Origin of the sequence: Pseudomonas sp. NY15463 (assembly GCF_048068415.1) — a bacterium.
Taxonomy (GTDB): Bacteria; Pseudomonadota; Gammaproteobacteria; order Pseudomonadales; family Pseudomonadaceae; genus Aquipseudomonas; species Aquipseudomonas mosselii_C.
Window position 1 is genome coordinate 413,544 of the sequence record NZ_JBLUQD010000007.1, and the last position, 21,902, is coordinate 435,445.

Here is a 21,902-nt window from a genome sequence, read left to right on the forward strand (position 1 = left end):
TACGTACCACGTGGATGGCACCGGCTTCGCCGGTGCTCGCGGTACCCGCAAGTGCCTTGCTTGCGCCCAGACTATCAATACACTCACGACCTCCTCCCCGTCCGATATCCGCACGCAAAACCGACAGACGTGCCGGAAAATTTTCAAACTGTCATCCGCACTGCGGTATCCTGCCCCAGCTTTTCGAAGCCCTCACGCGCCAAGCGCAGCCTTCTCACTCACACTTGCGAGGAACGACGAGATGCATGAAATCCCGAATCTTCCCTTCCCAAGCCTGAACCCCGAAGAGCAATCCGTTGCTGCCCACGCCGAACCGACGCCTGCCGTCGAACCTGGCAACGACGATCAATCCAGCGCCGACCAGGACTAACCGCGCCCATCGACAGTGTGAAAACGGCTGGCTTGTGGGAACCTCCCCGTCATCGCGTTTTCACACCGTCCAGACCCTCTGCCCACCGAAGGCCCCATGCCCGATTCACCGCGCCCCCTTGCGGTCACCCTGCAAGTCGTCTCCATCGTTCTGTTCACCTTCATCGGCTACCTGAACATCGGCATTCCCCTCGCCGTCCTGCCAGGCTATGTACACAACCAACTGGGCTTCAGCGCCGTAATCGCGGGCCTGGTGATCAGTGTGCAGTACCTCGCCACCCTGCTCAGCCGCCCGACCGCCAGCCGCATCATCGACAACCTCGGCAGCAAAAAGGCGGTCATGTGGGGTTTGGCCGGCTGCGGCCTGAGCGGCGTATTCATGCTGGCCTGCAACTTCCTCACGGCCTGGCCTTGGCTGAGCCTTGCGTGCCTGCTGATCGGTCGCCTGGTGCTAGGCAGCGCTGAAAGCTTGGTGGGCTCGGGCTCGATCGGCTGGGGCATTGGCCGGGTTGGCGCGAACAATACCGCCAAGGTCATCTCTTGGAACGGCATTGCCAGCTACGGCGCACTGGCCATCGGCGCGCCGCTGGGCGTACTGATGGTCAAGAACCTCGGGATGTGGAGCATGGGCGTGAGCATCATCCTGCTCGGCGTGCTGGGGGTGTTGCTGGCCTGGCCCAAGCGCGCCGCCCCGGTGGTGGCTGGCGTGCGCCTGCCGTTCCTGCGGGTATTGGGCAAAGTCTTCCCACATGGGTCGGGGCTGGCCCTGGGCTCGATCGGCTTCGGTACAATCGCCACATTCATCACCCTGTACTACACCAGTCGCAACTGGCCGAACGCAGCTCTGACCCTGAGCCTGTTCGGCGCTAGCTTCATTTGCGCGCGGCTGATGTTCGGCAACCTGATCAACCGTATTGGCGGCTTTCGCGTGGCCATCGCCTGCCTGTCGGTGGAGACGCTGGGGCTGCTGATGCTGTGGTTGGCGCCCAACCCGCACCTGGCCTTGGCCGGTGCGGCATTGAGCGGGTTCGGCTTCTCGCTGGTGTTCCCCGCACTGGGGGTCGAGGCGGTCAATCAAGTGTCGGCGGCCAACCGGGGCGCGGCGGTGGGCGCGTACTCGCTGTTCATCGACCTGTCGTTGGGGATCACCGGCCCACTGGTGGGCGCGGTGGCAGCGGGGTTCGGGTTCGCTTCGATGTTTTTGTTTGCCGCAGCGGCGGCGGCGTGTGGATTGGTGTTGAGTTTGTATCTGTACCGGCAGGCACGGCGACTGCGCCAGAACAGCTGATCTGCTCGAATCTGCGCCAGCCTCTTCGCGGGTAAACCGGGGCGCCGAACCGCCGCTCTCACAGGTACAGCGCAAGCTTGAGACCCTGCGCAATCCTGTGTGAGCGGGCTTGCCGGAGTGCCGGACCACCGCGAAGCAGGCGGCGCGGTAGGTGGCACCGGCTACACCGGTGTTCGCGGCACAAGGCCGCTCTCATAGAACTACATATAACTTGTTGATTTAGAAGGAATCTGTGGGAGCGGGCTTGCCCGCGAACACCGGCAAAGCCGGTGCCATACACCGAGTCGCCTGCTTCGCGGTGGTCCGGCACTCCGGCAAGCCCGCTCCCACAGGGTACGCGGAGCGCTTGCGAAATCAGTTCTCTGCGCGACAGCGCAGCCCAAAGGGCTGGGTGATCTCCTACAGGTACAGCGCTGGATTCAGGTTTCGCGCAATCCTGTGGGAGCGGTGGTTCGGCGCCCCAGTTTACCCGCGAAGAGGCCGGTGCAGGCTTGAGACCACTCAGCGCTGCGCGTACTGCAGCACCACCTCCAGCGGATGGCGCAACTGTTTCTCGGTCATGCGCTTGACCTGGCTGCGGCACGAATAGCCGGTCGCCAACGCCTCACCGTCCTTGTCCAGCTTGGTCGCCCAGGACTGCTCGAAAATGGTCTTCGAGGTCTGCTGGTTACGCGCCTCGTGCCCATAGGTGCCGGACATGCCGCAGCAACCAGTGGCCTCGGTGGCCAGCTTGAGCCCTATGCGCGCGAACACCTGCTCCCACTGCTTGGTGCTGGCCGGCACGTTGGTTTTCTCGGTGCAGTGGGCCATCAGACGGAAGCTGCCCGCGCCAGGCGCAGCCTGCTCAGGCAGCACATCCATCAGCCACTCCTGAGGCAGCAGCACGGGCGGGCAGTCCACGCCATCGACCTTCTGGTACTCCTGGCGATACACCAGGGTCATGGCCGGGTCCAAGCCCACCAGAGGCACACCACAGTCCGCCAACGCCTTGAGCTGGGTGGCATTGCGGATCGCCGCCTTGGCGAACGCGCCAAGGAAGCCCTGCACATGCAGCGGCTTGCCGTTGGCGCTGTAGGGCGCCAGGAATACCTTGTGGCCCAGGCGATGGGCCAGCTCAATGAACGCCGCCAGCAGCGGCGTCTCGAAGTAGCGGGTGAAAGCGTCCTGCACCAGCACGATACTGCGCTCGCGCTGGGCAGGCGTCAGTTCGCGCAGGGCCGGCACGCTGGCCACCTGAACCCGGCAGCGGGTCAGGGTGGACTGGAAGTTGAAGCGGCTGATCAGCGGGCTGTCGAGCATGCCGATCTTGTCCGCCAGCAAGCGACTGACCCACTTCGACCCCATCACCGCGTTGTACAGCCCAGGCGCGTGGGCCAGGTACGGAATGGTGAATTCCAGCGAGCCGATCAGGTAGTCACGCAGCGGGCGCTGGTAGCGGCCGTGGTACAACTCGAGGAAGCGCGAGCGGAAGTCCGGCACATTGACCTTGATCGGGCATTGCCCCGCGCACGACTTGCACGCCAGGCAGCCCGCCATGGCGTCGTACACCTCATGGGAGAAATCGGCCTGGCCCTGATGTTTGGCCCGGCTGTTGCGCAGCCGCGCTGGCAGGCCCTTGAACCACGATGCCTTGCGCTGGGCGGCGGCCAACACATCGATATTGGCCTCGCCCTGCAAGCGCAGCCATTCGCGAATCAGCGAGGCGCGCCCTTTGGGCGAGTGCTGACGCTCACGGGTGGCCTTCCACGACGGGCACATAGCGTCGTTGGGGTCGTAGTTGTAGCAGGCGCCGTTGCCGTTGCAGTGCACGGCGCTGCCGAAGTCCTGCCAGACACGCTCGTCGATAGTCCGATCGAGGTCGCCACGCAGGGTCACGCCATCGACCGGGGTCAAGCCTTCAGCGCTGTCCGGCGGAGTGCAGATTTTGCCAGGGTTGAGCTGGTTGTGCGGGTCGAACGCACCCTTCAGACGCTGCAAGGCCGGGTACAGTTCGCCGAAGTACTCCGGCACGTATTCCGAGCGCAGGCCCTTGCCGTGCTCGCCCCACAGCAGGCCGCCATAACGTTTGGTCAGTGCCGCCACCGCATCGGAGATTGGCTTGACCAGCGCGGCCTGGGCCGGATCCTTCATGTCCAGCGCGGGACGTACGTGCAACACCCCGGCATCGACATGGCCGAACATGCCATAGGCCAGCCCATAGCCATCGAGCAACGCGCGGAAGTCAGCGATGTAGTCAGCCAACTGTTCCGGCGGCACGGCAGTGTCTTCGACGAACGGCTGCGGGCGTACTTCGCCCTCGACGTTACCCAGCAGCCCCACCGAACGCTTGCGCATCACGTACACCCGGGTCACGGCCTCGGCCCCCTCGGCCAGGGTATGACCCAGGCGCTCGACGCTGGTATCGGCCTGCAAGTGTTCGACGAAGGCCTGCACCCGGGCGTTGACCTCGGCCGGCTCATCGCCGCAGAACTCCACCAGATTGATGCCCAAGGTCGGCCGCTCGGGGTCGGCCGGGAAGTACTCGGCGACGCTGTGCCAAACGATGTCTTTCATCGCCAGCATCAGCACCTTGGAATCGACGGTCTCGATCGACAGCGGCTTGTGCGCCATGAGCGCATTGGCATCGCGCAGGGCGTCCATGAAGCTGGTGTAGCGCACGTTGACCAGCACTGCGTATTTTGGGATCGGCAGCACATTGAGCTTGGCTTCGACCACGTAGCCCAGCGAGCCCTCGGCGCCGCACAGCACGCTATTGAGGTTGAACCGGCCCTGCTCATCGCGCAGGTGCGCCAGGTCGTAACCGGTCAGGCAGCGGTTGAGCTTGGGAAAGGTGCTTTCGATCAGCTCGGCCTGGGTTTGCTGGATCTCGCGGGCCATGCGGTACACTTCGCCGACCCGACCAGGGGCGGCACAGGCCTGCTCCAGCGTGGCGTCGTCGATCGGCAGGCTGTGCAGGCGCTCGCCCCCCAGCAGGACGCTGTTCAGCTCAAGGACATGGTCGCGGGTCTTGCCGTAGGTGCAGCTGCCCTGGCCGCTGGCGTCGGTGTTGATCATGCCGCCGACGGTGGCGCGGTTGGAGGTGGACAGTTCAGGCGCGAAAAACAGGCCATGCGGCTTGAGCGCGGCGTTGAGCTGATCCTTGACCACACCAGCCTGCACCCGAACCCAGCGCTCCTCGACGTTGATCTCGAGGATGCGATTCATGTGCCGCGACAGGTCGACGACGATGCCATCAGTCAGCGACTGGCCATTGGTGCCAGTGCCGCCACCGCGCGGGGTCAGCTTGATGTCGCGAAAACGCGGGTCGGCCATCAGCGTGGCGACCCTCGCCACGTCGTCGGCGTCCAGCGGGAACACCGCAGCCTGGGGCAGGCGCTGGTAGATCGAGTTGTCGGTGGCCAGTACCGTGCGGGTGCCGTAGTCGGCGCTGATCTGGCCGCGGAAGCCGCTGTTCTTAAGCGCTTCGAGGAATTCAGGATAGTTGGCGGCAGGCGCACGGGTCGGCAACTGGGCGATCATCAGGGGATGGCCTCTTGGTATGGGCTGGTTCACGGTTTCAGGCGTCAGGCCTGGGCTGTGAAAGCGGGCTCGCTCGCTTGCACAGATGCGTTTAGTTGTCATTCGCGCATGAATGGATTCGCAGCGGATGACGTATGCACCAATGTTCCTGTAGTTTCGCGCCAGGGGCAAACGGATATTCCTGCCGCTATCGATGAGTTTTATGAATGAATTACCGCCACCTGACCCCATCGATGTCGCTGTTGCTGGCCTTCGAAGCGGCCGCCCGGCATGAAAGCTACACCCGCGCCGCCGCAGAGCTTTCGCTGACCCAGAGCGCGGTGAGCCGCCAGGTACAGGCACTGGAGCAGCAGCTGGGGCTGACCCTGTTCCGCCGCGAAGGCCGCCAGGTGCAACTGACCGACGTCGGCCGCCTGTACCAACGCGAACTCAGCGAGGCCCTGGGGCGTATCCGCAGCGCCACGTTGCAGGCACTGGCCTACCAGTCCGGGGTCGGCACCCTGCGCCTGGCCACCCTGCCGACCTTCGGCTCCAAGTGGCTGCTGCCGCGCCTGCACGCGTTCTACGGCGCACACCCCGGCATGCTGGTGCATATTCATTCACGTATCGAAGCGATCAATTTTGATACCAGCGAGATCGACGCCGCCATCGGCGTGGCCAGCCACGACCTGCCCGGACTCATTTGTCACCGCCTGCACGCCGAGGAACTGGTAGTGATCCTGCCGCCACAGGGTGCTGCCGACGGCCAATGGGACCCGACGCGGATCAGCGGCCAGGTGTTGCTGAACGTGGCCAACAACCCGCACGCCTGGGGAGAATGGTTCTCCCACCACGCCCTGCCGCACCGCGCTATGCGCCTGGGGCCTAGCTTCGAGCTGACCTCGCACCTGATCCAGGCAGTTCGCGCCGGAATTGGCATCGGCCTTGTGCCGCGCATCCTGGTGGAGGAAGAGCTGGCCAGTGGCGAGCTGGTCAGCGCTGGCGCACCGATCGCCAGCCAGCGCAGCTATTACCTAATCTACCCACCCCGCAACGAGGCGCTGCCATCGTTGCGAGCGTTTCGTGGGTGGTTGCTGGAGCAAATTTGATCCTTGCATGCTTTGCGCTGCCGCCCCACAGGATGTGCGCCAAACCTGTGGGAACGGGTTTACCCGCGAAAAGGCCAGCACAGACAACAAAAAGCCCGATGCCAGTTACCTGACATCGGGCTTTTGCGAAGCCGCGTCGCTTACCTGGCCACACTACCTTCGCGTGTCTGCGCCCCACGCTTGCCCTTGAGCAAGTGAGCCACGTACATCACCACCAGCCACACCGGAATCGCATAGACCGAAATCTGGATCCCTGGAATCAGCAGCATGATACCCAGGATCAGCACCACGAACGCCAGCACCAGGTAGTTGCCGTAGGGGTACAGCAGCGCCTTGAACAGCGGCTTCTGGCTGGTACGGTCGAGGTGCTGACGGAATTTTAGGTGCGAGTAGCTGATCATCGCCCAGTTGATCACCAAGGTCGCGACCACCAGCGACATCAATAGCTCCAGGGCGTTCTGCGGCATCCAGTAGTTGAGCAGCACAGCGATCAGGGTCACCGCCGCCGACACCAGGATCGCGCGTACGGGTACGCCACGCTTGTCGACCTTGGCCAGGGCCGCGGGAGCGTCACCCTGCTCGGCCATGCCCAGCAGCATGCGCGCGTTGCAATAGGTGCCGCTGTTGTACACCGACAATGCGGCGGTCAGGACCACGAAATTGAGCAAGTTGGCGGCAACGTCGCTACCGAGCAACGAGAACACCTGGACGAACGGGCTGGAACCGTAGCTGCCACCAGAGGCATCGATGCTCGCCACCAGGTTGTCCCACGGGGTCAGCGACAGCAGCACCACCAGGGCACCTACGTAGAAGATCAGGATGCGGTAGATGACCTGGTTGATCGCCTTCGGGATCACAGTCTTCGGCTTGTCGGCCTCGGCGGCGGTGAAACCGAGCATTTCGAGGCCACCGAAGGAGAACATGATGAACGCCAGGGCCATCACCAACCCACTGACCCCGTGCGGGAAGAAGCCGCCGTGGGACCACAGGTTGCTCAGCGAAGCGTCAGGGCCGCCATTGCCGCTAGTCAGCAGCCAGGCGCCCAGGCCGATCATGGCCACGATCGCCACGACCTTGATGATGGCGAACCAGAACTCGGCTTCACCGAAGATCTTCACGTTCATCAGGTTGATGGCATTGATCAGCAGGAAGAAGCCCGCAGCAGTGACCCAGGTCGGGATCTCCGGCCACCAGTAATGCACGTACTTGCCTACTGCCGACAGCTCCGACATACCGACCAGGATGTACAGCACCCAGCAGTTCCAGCCCGACAGGAAGCCTGCGAAACCGCCCCAGTACTTGTGCGCGAAGTGGCTGAAGGAACCGGCCACAGGCTCCTCTACGATCATCTCGCCCAGCTGGCGCATGATCATGAAGGCAATGAAACCACAGATGGCATAGCCGAGGATCATCGATGGGCCAGCGGATTTCATCACCCCGGCCGAGCCGAGGAACAATCCGGTACCGATGGCGCCACCAAGGGCGATCAGTTGGATATGGCGGTTCTTCAAGCCACGCTTGAGCTCGCCGGTCTGAGGGTTGTGTCCACTCATGAACGAAGTCACCTGCTTGTTTTTATCTGTGACGGAATCGGACCCACCGCGCTCGTGGCGCAGCGGAATGGGCAAGGTGGTTACCTTGATTTCTTGGACGGGCAATCGACGCAAGGGCAAGGAGCCCAGTCCGATCAGCCGGGTGTCAGCAAGAGTGCGCGGTACGCAAAGGGGTCACAGGTAAAACGCGGCGCACTGTATACCCCTGCAAACGCGCAGGCGTCAACGCGTTGCACCGTTTCCTTGAGAAAAAGCGCAGCGTTCCTGGGGTGAAGGCCCGAAAAGGCGAGGTGATCGGCGTACATAGCGCCTCCATTTGTTGTTCTGTTCGCCCGGCTCTGCGGCCCGGCTGTGCACGTGGCAATGGCGCTATCTCAGCGGTTGGGCGGGGATTTGGGAAGGGGCCTGGACCAGGGGCGAGCGCCTAGGGCAGCCGACGATTGGAAAGTTTCTTTTACAGGTGCCGGAAAAATCGGATTTTGAAGCGAATCCTGGCAACCAGCGTACAAATTTCTTTACGAGATGGTCTGAAAATTTTCCAGCTGCGCAAAATCTGTTTTCTATTCAGTGGCTTGGGCATTTGCAGCACCCACAAAAAAGCCAGCCCGAAGGCTGGCTGTTTCGCTACCGGGCTGAATCAGCCGCGCGGCTTGCCGCGACCACGGCCAGTCGGCTTGTCGCCCTCCGCACGCGCTGGACGCTTGCGCATCTCGCTCGGACGCTCAGCCACCGTACTGCCACGGCTACCTTTGCGTGGTACGGCCTCTTCGCGTGGTGCGCGGGCCGGACGTTCGGCGCCGCCCTCCTGGGCCGGACGCAGGGTACGCACGCGCTCGCTACGGCCCAATGGACGGGTCGATTTGCGCTGCATGCGCTCCAGACGGTCCTTGGCCTTGAGGTTCATCTCTGGCAGCGCTACCGGCTGCAAACCGACCTCGGCGGAGAGGATGTCGATTTCGTTCTGGCTCATTTCGCGCCAGCGCCCCATGGGCAGGTCGGAATTGAGGAACACCGGACCAAAACGCACACGCTTCAGACGGCTCACCACCACGCCCTGGGATTCCCACAGGCGACGAACTTCGCGGTTGCGACCTTCCATAACCACACAATGGAACCAGTGGTTGAAGCCTTCGCCGCCCGGCGCTTTCTGGATATCGGTGAACTTGGCAGGACCATCTTCGAGCATCACACCAGCCTTGAGGCGCTCGAGCATATCGTCGTCGACCTCACCCCGCACACGCACCGCGTACTCGCGGTCCATCTCGTAGGACGGGTGCATCAGGCGGTTGGCCAACTCGCCGTCGGTGGTGAACAGCAGCAGGCCGGTGGTGTTGATGTCGAGGCGGCCGATGTTGATCCAGCGCCCCTCTTTCGGGCGCGGCAGGCGATCGAACACGGTCGGACGGCCTTCAGGGTCGTCACGGGTGCAGATTTCGCCGTCGGGCTTGTTGTACATGATCACCCGGCGGGTCGCTTCGGCGGCCTCGACGCGCTTGATCAGCTTGCCGTCGACGGTAATGGCGTCGTGCAGGTCGACGCGCAGGCCCAAGGTCGCCTCGACGCCGTTGACCTTGATACGGCCCTGGCTGATCCAGGCCTCGACGTCACGACGCGAACCGACGCCGATGCGCGCCAGTACCTTTTGCAGTTTTTCGCCGGACGGAGGGGTGGGTTGTTGGTCTTGCAGGTCTTTGTCACTCATCTGGGCACCTCCCGGTGTAGTAGTGAAAGCGGGCGCGCACTATACGCGGTTTGAGCAATTAACGCATCTGGAGGGTAGAGGGTTTTATGCACCCCAAGAGGATTTTCTGCCTGACGGTTATCCGTTGCCGGTGCCGGCCCTTTCGCGGTGGTCCGGCACTCCGGTAAACCCGCTCCCACAGGTGAGGCGCTCACCTCACTAGCGGTGCAGGCGGCATTAAAAGGCAATCAGGATTACAGCTTGCCGTCTTCTTGCGCCGAATCCTCATGCGCTTCATCGCGCAAATCATCGAAATCGATCTTCAATCCCTCTTCCATGGCATCGAGTTCCACCAGCAGCGAGCGGAAGCTGGTTTGTGCCTTCGCCTCGTCTGGCGCCTCTTCCTCCGCCAGACTGGCATCGGCCAGGGCCTGCAGGTACGCCGGGACGGGCGCATCGTCCGGGTCGAACGCAGGTTCCGGCTCAGGCTCCAGTTCACGCAATTCGGCCAGCGCTGGCAACGCGTCGAGACTTTTGAGATTGAAATGGTCGAGAAACGCCCGGGTGGTGGCGAACATCGCCGGGCGGCCGGGCACCTCACGGTAGCCGACGATACGGATCCACTCGCGCTCGATCAGCGTCTTGATGATATTGCTGTTGACAGCCACACCGCGCACATCCTCGATTTCGCCACGCGTGATCGGCTGACGGTAGGCAATCAGCGCCAGGGTTTCGAGCAGTGCACGCGAGTAGCGCTGCGGACGCTCCTCCCACAACCGGCCCACCCAGGGGGCATAGCTTTCGCGGATCTGCAGGCGATAGCCGCTGGCGACCTCCTTGAGCTCGAAGGCCCGACCATTGCACGACTTGGCAAGCACCTCGAGGGCTTTCTTGAAGATCGCAGGTGCCGGGCGCTCAGCCTCTTCGAACAACTCATACAGGCGTTCAAGCGATTGCGGCTTGCCCGAGGCAAGCAGAAAGGCCTCGATCAATGAGGCAAGTTCGCGAGGTTCATTCAGATTCATCGGTCGTCAGGTCACTCTGTCCGGGCGCGGACGTGGATCGGGGCGAAGGGCTCATTCTGCACCAGTTCGATCAGCGATTCCTTCACCAACTCCAGAATCGCCATGAAGGTGACCACCACACCAAGCTTGCCTTCCTCGGCGCTGAACAGCTCAACGAACGGCACGAAGCCGCCGCCCTTGAGGCGCTCGAGCACGTCGCTCATGCGTTCGCGGGTCGACAACACTTCGCGGGTAACCTGGTGACTCTCGAACAGATCGTTGCGCCGCATGACTTCGGCCATGGACAGCAGGATTTCTTCCAGGGCCACCTCGGGCAGCAGCTTGCGGGCCTTGGCCTGAGGCGCATCCAGGCGTGGCACAAGGACATCGCGCCCCACTCGCGGCAACCCGTCAATACCTTCGGCGGCGGCCTTGAAGCGTTCGTACTCCTGCAGGCGACGGATCAGCTCGGCGCGCGGGTCGCCCTCCTCTTCCTCGACATCGGCCGAGCGCGGCAGCAGCATGCGCGACTTGATCTCAGCCAGCATCGCGGCCATGACCAGATACTCGGCGGCCAGCTCCAGACGCACGCTTTTCATCAACTCGACGTAGCTCATGTACTGGCGCGTGATCTCGGCCACCGGAATGTCGAGGATATCGACGTTCTGCTTGCGGATCAGGTACAGCAGCAGGTCCAAAGGCCCTTCGAAGGCTTCGAGAAAGACCTCCAGGGCATCTGGCGGAATGTACAGGTCCACCGGCATTTCGGTGAGCGCCTCGCCATACACCAGCGCCAGCTGCATCTGGAACGGCGTCTGGGCCTCGGGGACCTGCGCCTGGGGCGCGTTTTCCAAGCTCACACGTTGGCCATGAATGGGCTCGGGTCTCCGCAGCCCTCGCGGATCAGTTCGGGCTCATCGCCCGACAGGTCGATGATGGTGGAAGCCTTCAGGTCGCCGAAACCGCCGTCGATCACCAGGTCGACGTGGTGCTCCAGGCGCTCGCGGATCTCGTAGGGGTCGACCATCGGCTCATGGTCGCCGGGCAGGATCAGGCTCACGCTCATCAGCGGCTCCCCCAGCTCGGCCAGCAACGCCAGGGTAATGGCGTGATCCGGCACACGCAGGCCGATGGTGCGGCGCTTCTCATGCAGCAACAAACGCGGCACCTCGCGGGTGCCATTGAGAATGAACGTGTAGGGGCCGGGTACGTGGGCCTTGAGCAGACGGAACGTGCCGGTGTCGACCTTGGCGTACAGCCCCAGCTGCGACATGTCGCAACACATCAGGGTGAAATTGTGGGTCTTGTCCAGGCCACGCAAGCGCCTGACACGTTCGATGGCAGCCTTGTTGCCGATCTGGCAACCCAAGGCATAGGCCGAATCGGTCGGATACACCACCACCCCGCCCTTGCGGATGATCTCTACGGCCTGACGAATCAGGCGCGGCTGCGGGTTTTCCGGGTGGATCTGGAAAAATTGGCTCACGGAGTCTTCCTGTTCATACCGCCATAGGCTGTTCATGTCGGAATCGGTGCCACAGGGGTGGCAGGTCCTCGGGCAATGGCCGATAGGCACCGATCTCGCCCCAGGTGCCGGGGCCGTGGAAATCGCTGCCAGCACTTGCCAGCAGGCCGAACTCACGGGTGAGGATCGACATCGTCCCCACTTGCTCGGGCGGCATCATCCCGTTGACCACTTCCAGTGCCTGCCCACCTGCCTGAATATAGTCGGCAATCAGCCGTCTGCGCTTGCTGCGGGTTAGCTCGTAGTGCATCGGATGCGCAAGACTCACCCATGCGTTGGACTCGCGCAGCGTCCCGACAGTTTCTTCGAGCGTCGGCCAATGCAGCTTGACGTCTCCCAGCTTGCCAGCGCCCAGCCATTTGCGAAACGCCTCGCCACGGTCCTTGACGAAACCTGCACGCACCAGGAACTCGGCAAAATGCGGGCGGGCCGGGGCGTTGCCGCTGTCGCCCAGTTCCTGCTGCACTGCACGTGCGCCCTCCAGCGCGCCCGGCATGCCCTTTGCCGCGAGCTTGCGGTCGATTTCCTCGGCGCGCAGCCAGCGGCCACGATGCAGGCTCTCGATGGCCTCGAGCAACGGCGCTGCATCGAGGGCAAAATCGTAACCCAGCACGTGGATGGTGGCGCCCCCCCAGGTGCACGACAGCTCCACCCCGCTGACCCAACGCATGCCAAGCTCGGTGCAGGCCTGGCGCGCTTCAGGCAGGCCTTCGAGGGTGTCGTGATCGGTGAGCGAGAGCGTTTGCACCCCATGCTCATGGGCCCGGGCGACCAGTGCCGTGGGCGACAGGGCGCCATCGGAGGCCGTGCTGTGACAGTGCAGATCAACATTCATGGTGAAGCGCTTTCGCAAGAATCGATGTTTGTTATTATGCCGTCACATCCCGCTTCTGGCTGCCATTGTGAAACAATTCATCGATTTCATCCCGCTGCTGCTGTTCTTCATCGTCTACAAACTGGACCCACGCACGGTCGAATTGGCTGGCCACACGTTCGAGTTCGGCGGCATCTACAGCGCCACGGCAATGCTGATCGCCAGTTCGGTAGTGGTCTACGGCGCGCTGTTCCTGCGTCATGGCAAGCTGGAAAAAGGTCAATTGCTCACCCTGGTGGCATGCCTGGTGTTCGGTGGCCTGACCCTGGCGTTCCACAGCGAAACCTTCCTCAAGTGGAAAGCACCGGTGGTCAATTGGCTGTTCGCCCTGGCCTTCGCCGGCAGTCACTTCATCGGCGACCGGGTGCTGATCAAGCGCATCATGGGCCACGCGCTGACCCTGCCCGATGCCATCTGGAACCGCCTGAACGTCGCGTGGATCGCGTTCTTCCTGGTCTGCGGCGCCGCAAACCTGTTCGTCGCGTTCACCTTCCAGGACTTCTGGGTCGACTTCAAGGTGTTCGGCAGCCTGGGCATGACCGTGCTCTTCCTGGTGGCCCAAGGCTTGTATCTTTCGCGTCACCTGCACGACACCGACCCGTCCACTTCCAAACCCAAGGACTGACATGCTCTACGCTATCATCGCCAGCGACGTCGCCAATTCCCTGGAAAAACGCCTGGCCGCGCGCCCTGCGCACATCGAGCGCCTGCAGCAGCTCAAGGCAGAAGGCCGCGTGGTCCTGGCCGGCCCGCATCCAGCCATCGACAGCAACGACCCAGGCCAGGCCGGTTTCAGCGGCAGCCTGATCGTCGCCGAATTCGACTCGCTAACCGCAGCGCAAGCCTGGGCCGATGCCGACCCTTACATCGCAGCGGGCGTGTACGACAAGGTGGTGGTCAAGCCTTTCAAGCAAGTGCTGCCGTAAACCGCTAGACCGAGTTGCCCCGCTCGCGGGGAAAGCCGCTCCCACAGGTTCATCGATGCCACTGGAAGCCGGTTTACCCGCGAACGGGACGACTCTGTGTCAGGACCATTCAGATAATCGGCGTAACGGCCGACAACCTCCTGAACCGATTCCAATCAGGAGTTCCAATGCGCCAAGGTCCAATCCTGCTTTGCCTGTTGCTGCTCTCCCCCCTGGCCAAGGCCGAACAGCCGCTGTCGCTGGAAGCCGGGGCACGGATCACCGAATTGCAGCAACGCCTGGAAGACAGCGAGAAACAACGCGACCTGCTCGCACAGCAGTTGCAAAGCCAGGTCAGCGAACGCGAGAGCGCCCAACTCGCCCGCCTGCGCCAGGACAATCAACGCCTCAAGCTGTCCATAAAGGAGCTGCAAGCCAGCGCCACCCCCTCGCAACGCCTACTGACCGATCAGCAACAATGGTTCCTGATTGGCTCGGGCGTTGCACTGTTATCGGTCGTCTGCGGTATCTTAGCCAGCGGCGGACACAGAAGACGCCGTCAATGGTTGAATTGAGTGAGACATGAGCGAGCTGTTACTGATTGACGATGACCAGGAACTCTGCGAGCTGCTCGGCAGCTGGCTGACCCAGGAAGGGTTTGCCGTTCGCGCCTGCCACGATGGCCAGAGCGCGCGCCAGGCCTTGGCCGCCCAGGCTCCGGCGGCAGTGGTACTGGACGTGATGCTGCCCGACGGCAGTGGCCTGGAGCTGCTCAAGCAATTGCGCAGCGAGCACGCCGAGCTGCCGGTGCTGATGCTGTCGGCCCGTGGCGAGCCGCTGGACCGCATCCTGGGTCTGGAACTGGGCGCAGACGATTACCTGGCCAAGCCGTGCGACCCGCGCGAGCTGACCGCCCGCCTGCGCGCGGTGCTACGCCGCAGCCACCCCACTGCACCAGCCACGCAGGTCGAGATAGGCGACCTGGCCTTCAGCCCGGTGCGCGGGGTGGTGAGCATCGACGAGCGCGAAATGACTCTCACGCTCTCCGAAAGCCGCATCCTCGAAGCGCTGCTGCGCCAGCCTGGCGAGCCGCTGGACAAGCAGGAGCTGGCGCAGATTGGCCTGGGCCGAAAACTCACGCTGTACGATCGCAGCCTGGACATGCACGTAAGCAACCTGCGCAAGAAGATCGGCCCGCACCCTGACGGGCGCCCACGCATCGTCGCCCTGCGCAGCCGCGGCTACTACTACAGCCTCTGAAGGCAGCCACAAGCTTTAAGCTGCAAGCGACAAGAAAGAGCAGATCGCACGCTGGCCCACCCTTTCTTGCAGCTTGCAGCTTGAAGCTAGCTCCTCTTTACCCAGCCTTTACCCTCACCTGACCGCCCTTGACCTTGATCTCCCTAGACTGGGCTCATCCGGTAAACACCGGCCCATGACAGGAGAGACACCATGCGCAAGACCCTTATCGCCCTGATGTTCGCCGCCGCCCTGCCAACCGTGGCCATGGCCATGCCTGAAGGCGGCCCACGTCACGAAGGCCCGCATCACCGGGGTGACGCGCCGTTCGCCCAGTTGGACCTGAGCCGCGAGCAACGCCAGCAGATCGGCAAGCTGATGGGCGAGCAAATGAAGCAACGCCGCGACATCACCGAACGCTATCTGGACAAGCTCCCAGCCGCTGAGCAGAAAGCCATGCAGGCTGAGCTCAAGGCCAGCCACGACAAGACCGACAGCCAAGTGCGCGCACTGCTCAAGCCCGATCAGCAGAAGCAGTTCGACGAGCTGCAAAAGGAACGCGCCGCACGCAAGGCCGAGTGGCAAGAGTTCCAGGCCTGGAAAGCTGAAAAAGCCAGCAAGGCCCAGTAAGCTGTGAGCCCCACGCCCGGCCCGCTTGTTCGCGGGCCGGGCTTTTGTCATTCCACGGAGGTGCTCGTCTTGCGTTCACTGTTCTGGCGCATCCTGGCCAGCTTCTGGTTGGCCATCGCCCTGGTCGCCGGCTTGTCGATCCTGCTTGGCCACATGCTCAACCAGGACACTTGGATTCTCAGTCGTCATCCGGGGCTGAACACCTTGGCCAGCCGCTGGGCGCAGCATTACGAGCAAGAGGGCCTGGATGCCTCTCAACGCTTTCTGGAGCGACGTAAAGAGCGCTACAAGATCGACGTGCAGGTGCTAGACGACAGCGGTGATGCGGTTGTGCCGGGTACTTTCCCGCGCCGCGCCGCCGCCTTCGAGGCGCGCCAGAACAATGACGAGCGCCGCCTGCCCTGGCGCCGCCTGACCGAGGAGTACACCAGCCCCACCACCGGCCAGACTTACCTACTGATCTACCGCATCCCGCATCCAGCGCTGGAGGAATGGCACCGGGATAGCCTGATCTGGCCGATCAGCGCCCTGGGCATCGCCCTGGTGGTACTGACCTTGTTCAGCTTGCTGGTGACGCTGTCGATCACCCGCCCCCTTAGCCGCCTGCGTAGCGCAGTACACGACCTGGGACAGACCAGCTACCAGCAGAACAGCCTCGCAAGACTGGCGGTACGCCGTGACGAGTTCGGCGTGCTGGCCAATGACTTCAACAAGATGGGCGCCCGCCTGCAAAGCCTGATCGGCAGCCAACGCCAGCTACTGCGCGACGTATCGCATGAGCTGCGCTCGCCACTGGCACGCCTGCGCATCGCCCTGGCCCTGGCCGAACGGGCGGAGCCCGAACAACGCCAGGTGCTGTGGCCACGCCTGACCCGCGAGTGCGATCGCCTGGAGGCGCTGATCAGTGAAATCCTCGAACTGGCGCGGGTCGATGCCGAACAGGCCCACGCCGAGCCGGTGGACCTCAACGCACTGCTGGGCAGCGTCCGTAAGGATGCGCAACTCAGCGCGCCAGAGCAGGAGCTACGCCTGGAGGCACAACCAGGCCTGACACTGCTGGGCTGGCCAACGCTGATCGAACGGGCGGTGGACAACCTGGTGCGCAACGCGCTGCGCTTCAACCCGGTCGGACAACCCATCGAGATCTGTGCCAAAAACGAGCAAACACGCATCGTGCTGAGCGTACGCGACCATGGCCCAGGCGCCCCAGCAGAGCACCTGGCACAGCTGGGTGAGCCGTTCTATCGTGCACCCGGACAGCAAGCACCGGGGCATGGGCTGGGGCTGGCGATCGCACGCAAGGCAGTCGAACGCCACGGCGGTAGTCTGAGCCTGGCGAATCACCCGCAGGGTGGATTCGTGGCAACGCTGGAATTGCCCCAGCCCGTCAGCGCCCGGGGATAAACGCCCCCAGGCGCAGGAGCGGTTTACTCACCCCAGGCGCTGACGTAATCCTCGGTTGCCAGCACTGGCGCCGTGCGCGGCTCGGCGGCCGGTGTGCCGACATACAGGTAGCCGATCAACTCTTCATTGGCGTCAAGCCCCAAGCCCTGGTGCACATGCGCATCGAACGCCATGTCGCCGGTGCGCCACACCGCACCGATGCCCTGGGCATGGGCGGCGATCAGGATGCCATGGGCGGCGCAACCGGCGGCCAGGCGCTGCTCGGACTTAGGCACCTTGAAGTGTTCCTGCAAACGCGCCACCACCACGATCAACAAGGGCGCCCGCAGCGGCATGGCGCGAGCCTTGTCCAGCGCGGCCTGGCTGGCATCGCCCTTGGCCTGCAAGGCACTGGCGAACAGCTCACCGAGCTTGTCGCGGCCTTGGCCTTCGATGGTAATGAAACGCCACGGGCGCAGCTGACCGTGATCCGGCGCACGCAGCGCAGCCTGGAACAACGCCTCGCGCTGGGCGGCGTTGGGCGCAGGTTCGGTCAGGCGTGGCACGGAAACACGGTTGAGCAATGCGTCGAGAGCCTCCATCGGCTACCCTCCTGGCAGATTGAAAGTGCCGCCATTCTCAAGCTGCAAGCTTCAAGCTGCAAGCCGCAAGAAAAAGCAGCCGTGATACCGCCTTGTTCGTACTTGAAGCTTGCAGCTTGCAACTTGCGGCTTAAAATGGCGCCCCTTTCATAGCCAGTCAGAGCAGATCACATGGCGTTGCCGACCTTAAGGATCATTGGTTTCATCATCGGCATCTTCCTGATCACCCTGGCGGTGAGCATGGTGGTGCCCATGGCGACCCTGGTGGTCTTCGAACGCACCGGCGACATGCCGTCGTTCCTCTGGTCGAGCATGATCACCTTCGTCGCAGGCCTAGGCCTGGTGGTCCAGGGACGCCCCGAACACGTGCACCTGCGCCCACGCGACATGTACCTGCTGACTGTCAGCAGTTGGGTGGTGGTCTGCGTCTTCGCCGCCTTGCCGTTCCTGCTGACCCAACACATCAGCTACACCGACGCGTTCTTCGAGAGCATGTCCGGCATCACCGCAACCGGCTCGACCGTGCTCAGCGGACTGGACAGCATGTCGCCGGGTATCCTGATGTGGCGCTCGATGCTGCACTGGCTGGGCGGCATCGGCTTCATCGGTATGGCGGTGGCGATCCTGCCGCTGCTGCGCATCGGTGGGATGCGGCTGTTCCAGACCGAGTCGTCCGACCGCTCAGAGAAAGTCATGCCGCGCTCGCACATGGTCGCCAAGTACATCGTCGCGGTATACGTCGGCATCACCGTGCTGGGCAGCCTGGCGTTCTGGTGGGCCGGGATGAGCCCGTTCGATGCGATAAACCATGCCATGTCGGCGATCTCCACTGGGGGTTTCTCCACCTCCGACCTGTCGCTGGCCAAATGGGACATCCCCGCCGTGCACTGGGTCGCGGTCGTGGTGATGATCATGGGCAGTGTGCCGTTCACACTGTACGTGGCGACCCTGCGCGGCAACCGCAAGGCCATGCTTCGCGACCAGCAGGTGCAGGGCTTTCTCGGGCTGCTGGTGGCCACCTGGATCGTACTCGGCACTTGGTACTGGGCAACCACCAACCTGCACTGGCTCGACGCCCTACGTCACGTCGCGTTGAACGTCACCTCGGTCGTGACCACCACCGGTTTCGCCCTGGGCGACTACAGCCTGTGGGGCAACTTCTCGCTGATGCTGTTCTTCTACCTGGGGTTCATTGGCGGGTGCTCGGGGTCCACCGCCGGCGGTATCAAGATCTTCCGCTTCCAGGTGGCCTACATCCTGCTCAAGGCGAGCCTTAACCAACTGATCCACCCACGCGCGGTGATCAAGCAGAAGTACAACGGTCACCGCCTCGACGAAGAGATCGTACGTTCGATCCTGACCTTCTCGTTCTTCTTCGCCATTACCATCTGCATCATCGCCCTGTTGCTGTCGCTGCTCGGCCTAGACTGGATGACGGCGCTGACCGGCGCGGCCAGCACCGTCTCCGGCGTGGGCCCGGGGCTGGGCGAGGTGATCGGCCCGGCCGGCAACTTCGCTTCGCTACCGGATGCGGCCAAGTGGATTCTGGCTGGCGGCATGCTGCTGGGCCGCCTGGAGATCATCACGGTGCTGGTATTGTGCATGCCGGCGTTTTGGCGTCACTGACTGCCAGGCGCGCACGGTACTCGCTGGGGGTGACATCGAACCAGCGACGGAACGCCCGGTAGAAGTTGCTCGGGTCAGCGAAGCCCAGCAGGTAAGCGGTTTCCAGCAAGGTGGTCGAAGGCTGGGCGAGATACTGCTCAGCCAGTTCCCGACGGGTGTCGTCGAGCAGGGTCTGGAAGCTGGTGCCCTCATCTTGCAGGCGCCGCTGCAAGGTACGCTGGGACAGATGCAGGGCTTGGGCCACGCTTTCGCGCTTGGGCTCGCCCTGAGGCAGGATACGGCAAAGCACCTGGCGCACACGATGAGTCACGCGACTCTCGGAAAACCGCGCCAGGTACTCGCCGGCAAAACGGTCGTGCAGCACAGCCATGGCTTCATTGGCGGTAGGTAGCGGCGCTTCCATGTCTGCACGCTCGAACACCAGCGCATCATGCGGTGCATCGAACACCAGCGGTGAGTGGAACGCCACTTTGTAGGGTTCGACATTCTTCGGCTGAGGCCCTTGAATCAGCACGCGCCGAGGCTGTATTGGTCGACCACTGAGCCAGGTACACAGCGACAGTGCGCAGGCCAGCGACGCTTCAGCACTGTGACGGGTGGGCGGCAGGTGGTCGCCGTGCACGGTCAACACCAGCGAATAACCTTCCGGGCCCAAGCGAAAACTCAGGTCGGAGCTTTCGGCGATGATGCGCTGGTAGCGCACCAGGCGTTCGAAACCTTCGGCGAGGGTGCGACTGGACATCAGCGCGTAGCCGACGACGTGGAAAGAGGCCGGACGCACCACCCGAGCCATGTTCAGGCCGATGGCCTCGTTACCGGACAACTCCACCGCCAGTTGCCACAGACGGGTCATGGCGTCCTGCGGAAAGCGTGCGTCGGGGTCGTCGAGGGCGGCGAAATCGAGCCCCAATTGCCTGAACATACCTTGGCAATCGAGCCCCTCCAGCTCTAGCGCCTTCACAATCCCTGATGCCCAGCTGGCTGACGTGGTTCTTTCACTCATGACAGGCTTCTTGTGCTAACCGCTCCAACGATGAATCCAAAGGATACTCAATTGGCGCTTATTGTCACTGGTCGGCGTTTTCAGTCACTCTAGACTCGATTCAGGCTCCATGCCGTGTATCTTGCCTCCAGACACGCAGACCCGGAAAGCACCGCCATGACCCGCACAGCGCAGTTCCGCAGTTTTGCCGAGTTCTACCCGTACTATTTGGGCGAGCACAATAATCCCACCTGCAGACGCCTGCATTTTGTCGGGACCAGCCTGGCAATTGCCCTGCTCGCCTACACCCTTGGCAGTGGCAATTGGTTGCTGCTGCTGGTCGTACCGTTGGCAGGCTACGGCTTTGCCTGGGTCGGACATTTCTTTTTCGAGAAAAATCGCCCGGCCACCTTCAGCCACCCGTGGTACAGCCTGATCGGCGATTTCGCCATGTTCCGCGACATCTTGCTGGGGCGTATCGCCCTCTGAAAATGCCGGCAGGGCAGGCGCTGCGCCGTAGATGCGAGCGTGCCCTGCGATCAGATCATTACCGCTTCAGGCCGGTTCGCCAAGCTCTGCAAGACGCTGCGCGGCCTCCCGTGCCTGGGCATCAGCGAAGCGGTACAGCTCGATTTGCCCGTCCCAATGCTCGATCAACGCTGTACACGACTCGACCCAATCGCCGCAATTGAGGTACTCGACCTCGCCCACCTGGCGGATCTCGGCGTGATGGATATGCCCGCACACCACGCCATGGAAACCACGCTTGGTGCATTCGTGGGCGATGGCATCTTCGAAGTCGCTGATGAAGTTCACCGCACCTTTGACCTTGTGCTTGAGGTACGCCGAGAGCGACCAGTAGCCGTAGCCATAGCGGGCGCGCCAATGGTTGAGCCAGCGGTTGAGCACCAGGGTGAATTCGTAGGCGCGATCGCCCAGAAACGCCAGCCAGCGGTGGTAGCGGGTGATCACGTCGAACTGATCCCCGTGGATCACCAGCAGGCGCCGGCCATCGGCGGTGAGGTGCTCGGCCTCGTCGACCAGCTGGATATTGCCCAGGATGAGCTTGGAATAGCGGCGCAGGAACTCGTCGTGGTTGCCGGTGACGTAGATCACCTCAGTGCCGCGCTTGCTTAGGGTCAGCAGGCGGCGGATGACGTTGGTGTGGGCCTGTGGCCAGTAGATGCCGCTGCGTAGCTTCCAACCGTCGATGATGTCGCCGACGAGGTAGATACGGTCGGCCTGGTAGCCCTTGAGGAAGTGCGAGAGGTGTTCGGCCTGGCAGTCCCGGGTCCCGAGGTGCACGTCGGAGATCCACAGGGTTCGGACACGCTGCTTGCGTGAGGGGCGGGGGAGTTCGGCTTGGGTCATGGGGGGGCTCCGGCGCTGTTTGCTGGAGACTGGCAGGGGTTGATGACAGATTCGTGGCGGGGTTGTGACTATCTGAGCTGAGGGGGTTCGGGTTCCGGGATCAGGAGGTTTGTTTTTGGAGATGTATGCACATTCATTTTGGATGTCGACTTTTAGTCACCTTTTCGCCCTTACGGCGACCTACTTTTGCTCTTGGGCAAAAGTAGGCAAAAACCGCTCGCTCCATCATCCGGCCCCTGCGCTGCGCGCAGGGGTTCCCTCGC

Annotated in this window: 21 protein-coding genes; 11 read left to right on the forward strand and 10 right to left on the reverse strand. The window is 63.0% G+C overall.

Annotated elements, in window-relative coordinates; genetic code table 11:
• Positions 1–241 precede the first annotated feature (241 nt).
• Both ACNFIC_RS19810 and ACNFIC_RS19815 read left to right on the forward strand, forming a co-directional pair.
• Positions 242–370: a hypothetical protein gene (locus tag ACNFIC_RS19810; RefSeq protein WP_416781671.1), complete on the forward strand. Its 129-nt coding sequence runs from the start codon at positions 242–244 to the stop codon at positions 368–370.
• 96 nt (positions 371–466) lie between these two features.
• Positions 467–1,657 (forward strand): MFS transporter, encoded by a 1,191-nt coding sequence (locus ACNFIC_RS19815; RefSeq protein ID WP_138218260.1) that lies wholly within the window; start codon positions 467–469, stop codon positions 1,655–1,657.
• A gap of 501 nt (positions 1,658–2,158) precedes the next feature.
• On the opposite strand, the gene ACNFIC_RS19820 is transcribed toward ACNFIC_RS19815, so the two are convergent.
• Positions 2,159–5,176 carry an FAD-binding and (Fe-S)-binding domain-containing protein gene (locus ACNFIC_RS19820; protein WP_416781672.1) on the reverse strand — a complete coding sequence of 1,006 codons (3,018 nt, stop codon included), beginning with the start codon at positions 5,174–5,176 and terminating at the stop codon, positions 2,159–2,161.
• Between the two features lie 206 nt (positions 5,177–5,382).
• Between ACNFIC_RS19820 and ACNFIC_RS19825 the strand changes: the two genes are divergently transcribed.
• Positions 5,383–6,264, forward strand: coding sequence for a LysR substrate-binding domain-containing protein (locus ACNFIC_RS19825; RefSeq protein WP_138218262.1), 882 nt, complete (start codon positions 5,383–5,385; stop codon positions 6,262–6,264).
• 140 nt (positions 6,265–6,404) lie between these two features.
• Here the strand turns inward: ACNFIC_RS19825 and ACNFIC_RS19830 are convergent, their stop codons facing one another.
• The 6 genes from ACNFIC_RS19830 to ACNFIC_RS19855 form a co-directional block, all read right to left on the reverse strand.
• Positions 6,405–7,817: an amino acid permease gene (locus tag ACNFIC_RS19830; protein WP_416781673.1), complete on the reverse strand. Its 1,413-nt coding sequence runs from the start codon at positions 7,815–7,817 to the stop codon at positions 6,405–6,407.
• A gap of 637 nt (positions 7,818–8,454) precedes the next feature.
• Positions 8,455–9,519: a 23S rRNA pseudouridine(2605) synthase RluB gene (gene rluB, locus ACNFIC_RS19835; protein ID WP_416781675.1), complete on the reverse strand. Its 1,065-nt coding sequence runs from the start codon at positions 9,517–9,519 to the stop codon at positions 8,455–8,457.
• A 233-nt stretch (positions 9,520–9,752) separates the two neighbouring features.
• Positions 9,753–10,523 (reverse strand): SMC-Scp complex subunit ScpB, encoded by a 771-nt coding sequence (gene scpB, locus ACNFIC_RS19840; RefSeq protein ID WP_138218265.1) that lies wholly within the window; start codon positions 10,521–10,523, stop codon positions 9,753–9,755.
• 11 nt (positions 10,524–10,534) lie between these two features.
• A complete protein-coding gene (locus ACNFIC_RS19845; protein WP_171030923.1) occupies positions 10,535–11,233 on the reverse strand; it encodes a segregation and condensation protein A in 699 nt (232 codons plus the stop codon).
• 125 nt (positions 11,234–11,358) lie between these two features.
• Positions 11,359–11,988 carry an L-threonylcarbamoyladenylate synthase gene (locus ACNFIC_RS19850; protein ID WP_138218266.1) on the reverse strand — a complete coding sequence of 210 codons (630 nt, stop codon included), beginning with the start codon at positions 11,986–11,988 and terminating at the stop codon, positions 11,359–11,361.
• Positions 11,989–12,001: 13 nt separating this feature from the next.
• Positions 12,002–12,862 (reverse strand): PHP domain-containing protein, encoded by an 861-nt coding sequence (locus tag ACNFIC_RS19855; protein ID WP_138218267.1) that lies wholly within the window; start codon positions 12,860–12,862, stop codon positions 12,002–12,004.
• Positions 12,863–12,929: 67 nt separating this feature from the next.
• Here ACNFIC_RS19855 and ACNFIC_RS19860 point away from each other — a divergent pair, with 67 nt between their 5' ends.
• The 6 genes from ACNFIC_RS19860 (at position 12,930) to ACNFIC_RS19885 (ending at position 17,079) form a co-directional block, all read left to right on the forward strand.
• Positions 12,930–13,526, forward strand: a complete 597-nt coding sequence (locus ACNFIC_RS19860) for a septation protein A (protein ID WP_138218268.1) — start codon at positions 12,930–12,932, stop codon at positions 13,524–13,526.
• 1 nt (position 13,527) lies between these two features.
• Positions 13,528–13,827: a YciI family protein gene (locus ACNFIC_RS19865; RefSeq protein WP_416781676.1), complete on the forward strand. Its 300-nt coding sequence runs from the start codon at positions 13,528–13,530 to the stop codon at positions 13,825–13,827.
• A gap of 167 nt (positions 13,828–13,994) precedes the next feature.
• Positions 13,995–14,381 (forward strand): translation initiation factor 2, encoded by a 387-nt coding sequence (locus ACNFIC_RS19870; RefSeq protein ID WP_138218270.1) that lies wholly within the window; start codon positions 13,995–13,997, stop codon positions 14,379–14,381.
• A 7-nt stretch (positions 14,382–14,388) separates the two neighbouring features.
• Positions 14,389–15,066 (forward strand): response regulator transcription factor, encoded by a 678-nt coding sequence (locus ACNFIC_RS19875; protein WP_138218271.1) that lies wholly within the window; start codon positions 14,389–14,391, stop codon positions 15,064–15,066.
• Positions 15,067–15,258: 192 nt separating this feature from the next.
• On the forward strand, positions 15,259–15,675 hold the full coding sequence (locus ACNFIC_RS19880) for a Spy/CpxP family protein refolding chaperone (RefSeq protein ID WP_138218272.1): 417 nt from the start codon (positions 15,259–15,261) through the stop codon (positions 15,673–15,675).
• A 69-nt stretch (positions 15,676–15,744) separates the two neighbouring features.
• Positions 15,745–17,079 (forward strand): sensor histidine kinase, encoded by a 1,335-nt coding sequence (locus ACNFIC_RS19885; protein ID WP_138218273.1) that lies wholly within the window; start codon positions 15,745–15,747, stop codon positions 17,077–17,079.
• Positions 17,080–17,102: 23 nt separating this feature from the next.
• Here ACNFIC_RS19885 and ACNFIC_RS19890 read toward each other — a convergent pair whose 3' ends face one another.
• Complete coding sequence (locus ACNFIC_RS19890) at positions 17,103–17,660, reverse strand: NAD(P)H nitroreductase (RefSeq protein WP_138218274.1); 558 nt, start codon at positions 17,658–17,660, stop codon at positions 17,103–17,105.
• Positions 17,661–17,831: 171 nt separating this feature from the next.
• On the opposite strand from ACNFIC_RS19890, the gene ACNFIC_RS19895 reads away from it, so the two are divergent.
• Positions 17,832–19,286: a TrkH family potassium uptake protein gene (locus tag ACNFIC_RS19895; RefSeq protein ID WP_416781678.1), complete on the forward strand. Its 1,455-nt coding sequence runs from the start codon at positions 17,832–17,834 to the stop codon at positions 19,284–19,286.
• Here the strand turns inward: ACNFIC_RS19895 and ACNFIC_RS19900 are convergent.
• On the reverse strand, positions 19,243–20,289 hold the full coding sequence (locus ACNFIC_RS19900) for an AraC family transcriptional regulator (protein ID WP_138218276.1): 1,047 nt from the start codon (positions 20,287–20,289) through the stop codon (positions 19,243–19,245). The genes ACNFIC_RS19895 and ACNFIC_RS19900 overlap by 44 nt on opposite strands.
• 156 nt (positions 20,290–20,445) lie before the next feature.
• On the opposite strand from ACNFIC_RS19900, the gene ACNFIC_RS19905 reads away from it, so the two are divergent.
• Positions 20,446–20,757: a DUF962 domain-containing protein gene (locus ACNFIC_RS19905; protein ID WP_138218277.1), complete on the forward strand. Its 312-nt coding sequence runs from the start codon at positions 20,446–20,448 to the stop codon at positions 20,755–20,757.
• 66 nt (positions 20,758–20,823) lie between these two features.
• Here the strand turns inward: ACNFIC_RS19905 and ACNFIC_RS19910 are convergent, their stop codons facing one another.
• Positions 20,824–21,639 carry a UDP-2,3-diacylglucosamine diphosphatase gene (locus ACNFIC_RS19910; RefSeq protein WP_138218278.1) on the reverse strand — a complete coding sequence of 272 codons (816 nt, stop codon included), beginning with the start codon at positions 21,637–21,639 and terminating at the stop codon, positions 20,824–20,826.
• Positions 21,640–21,902 lie beyond the last annotated feature (263 nt).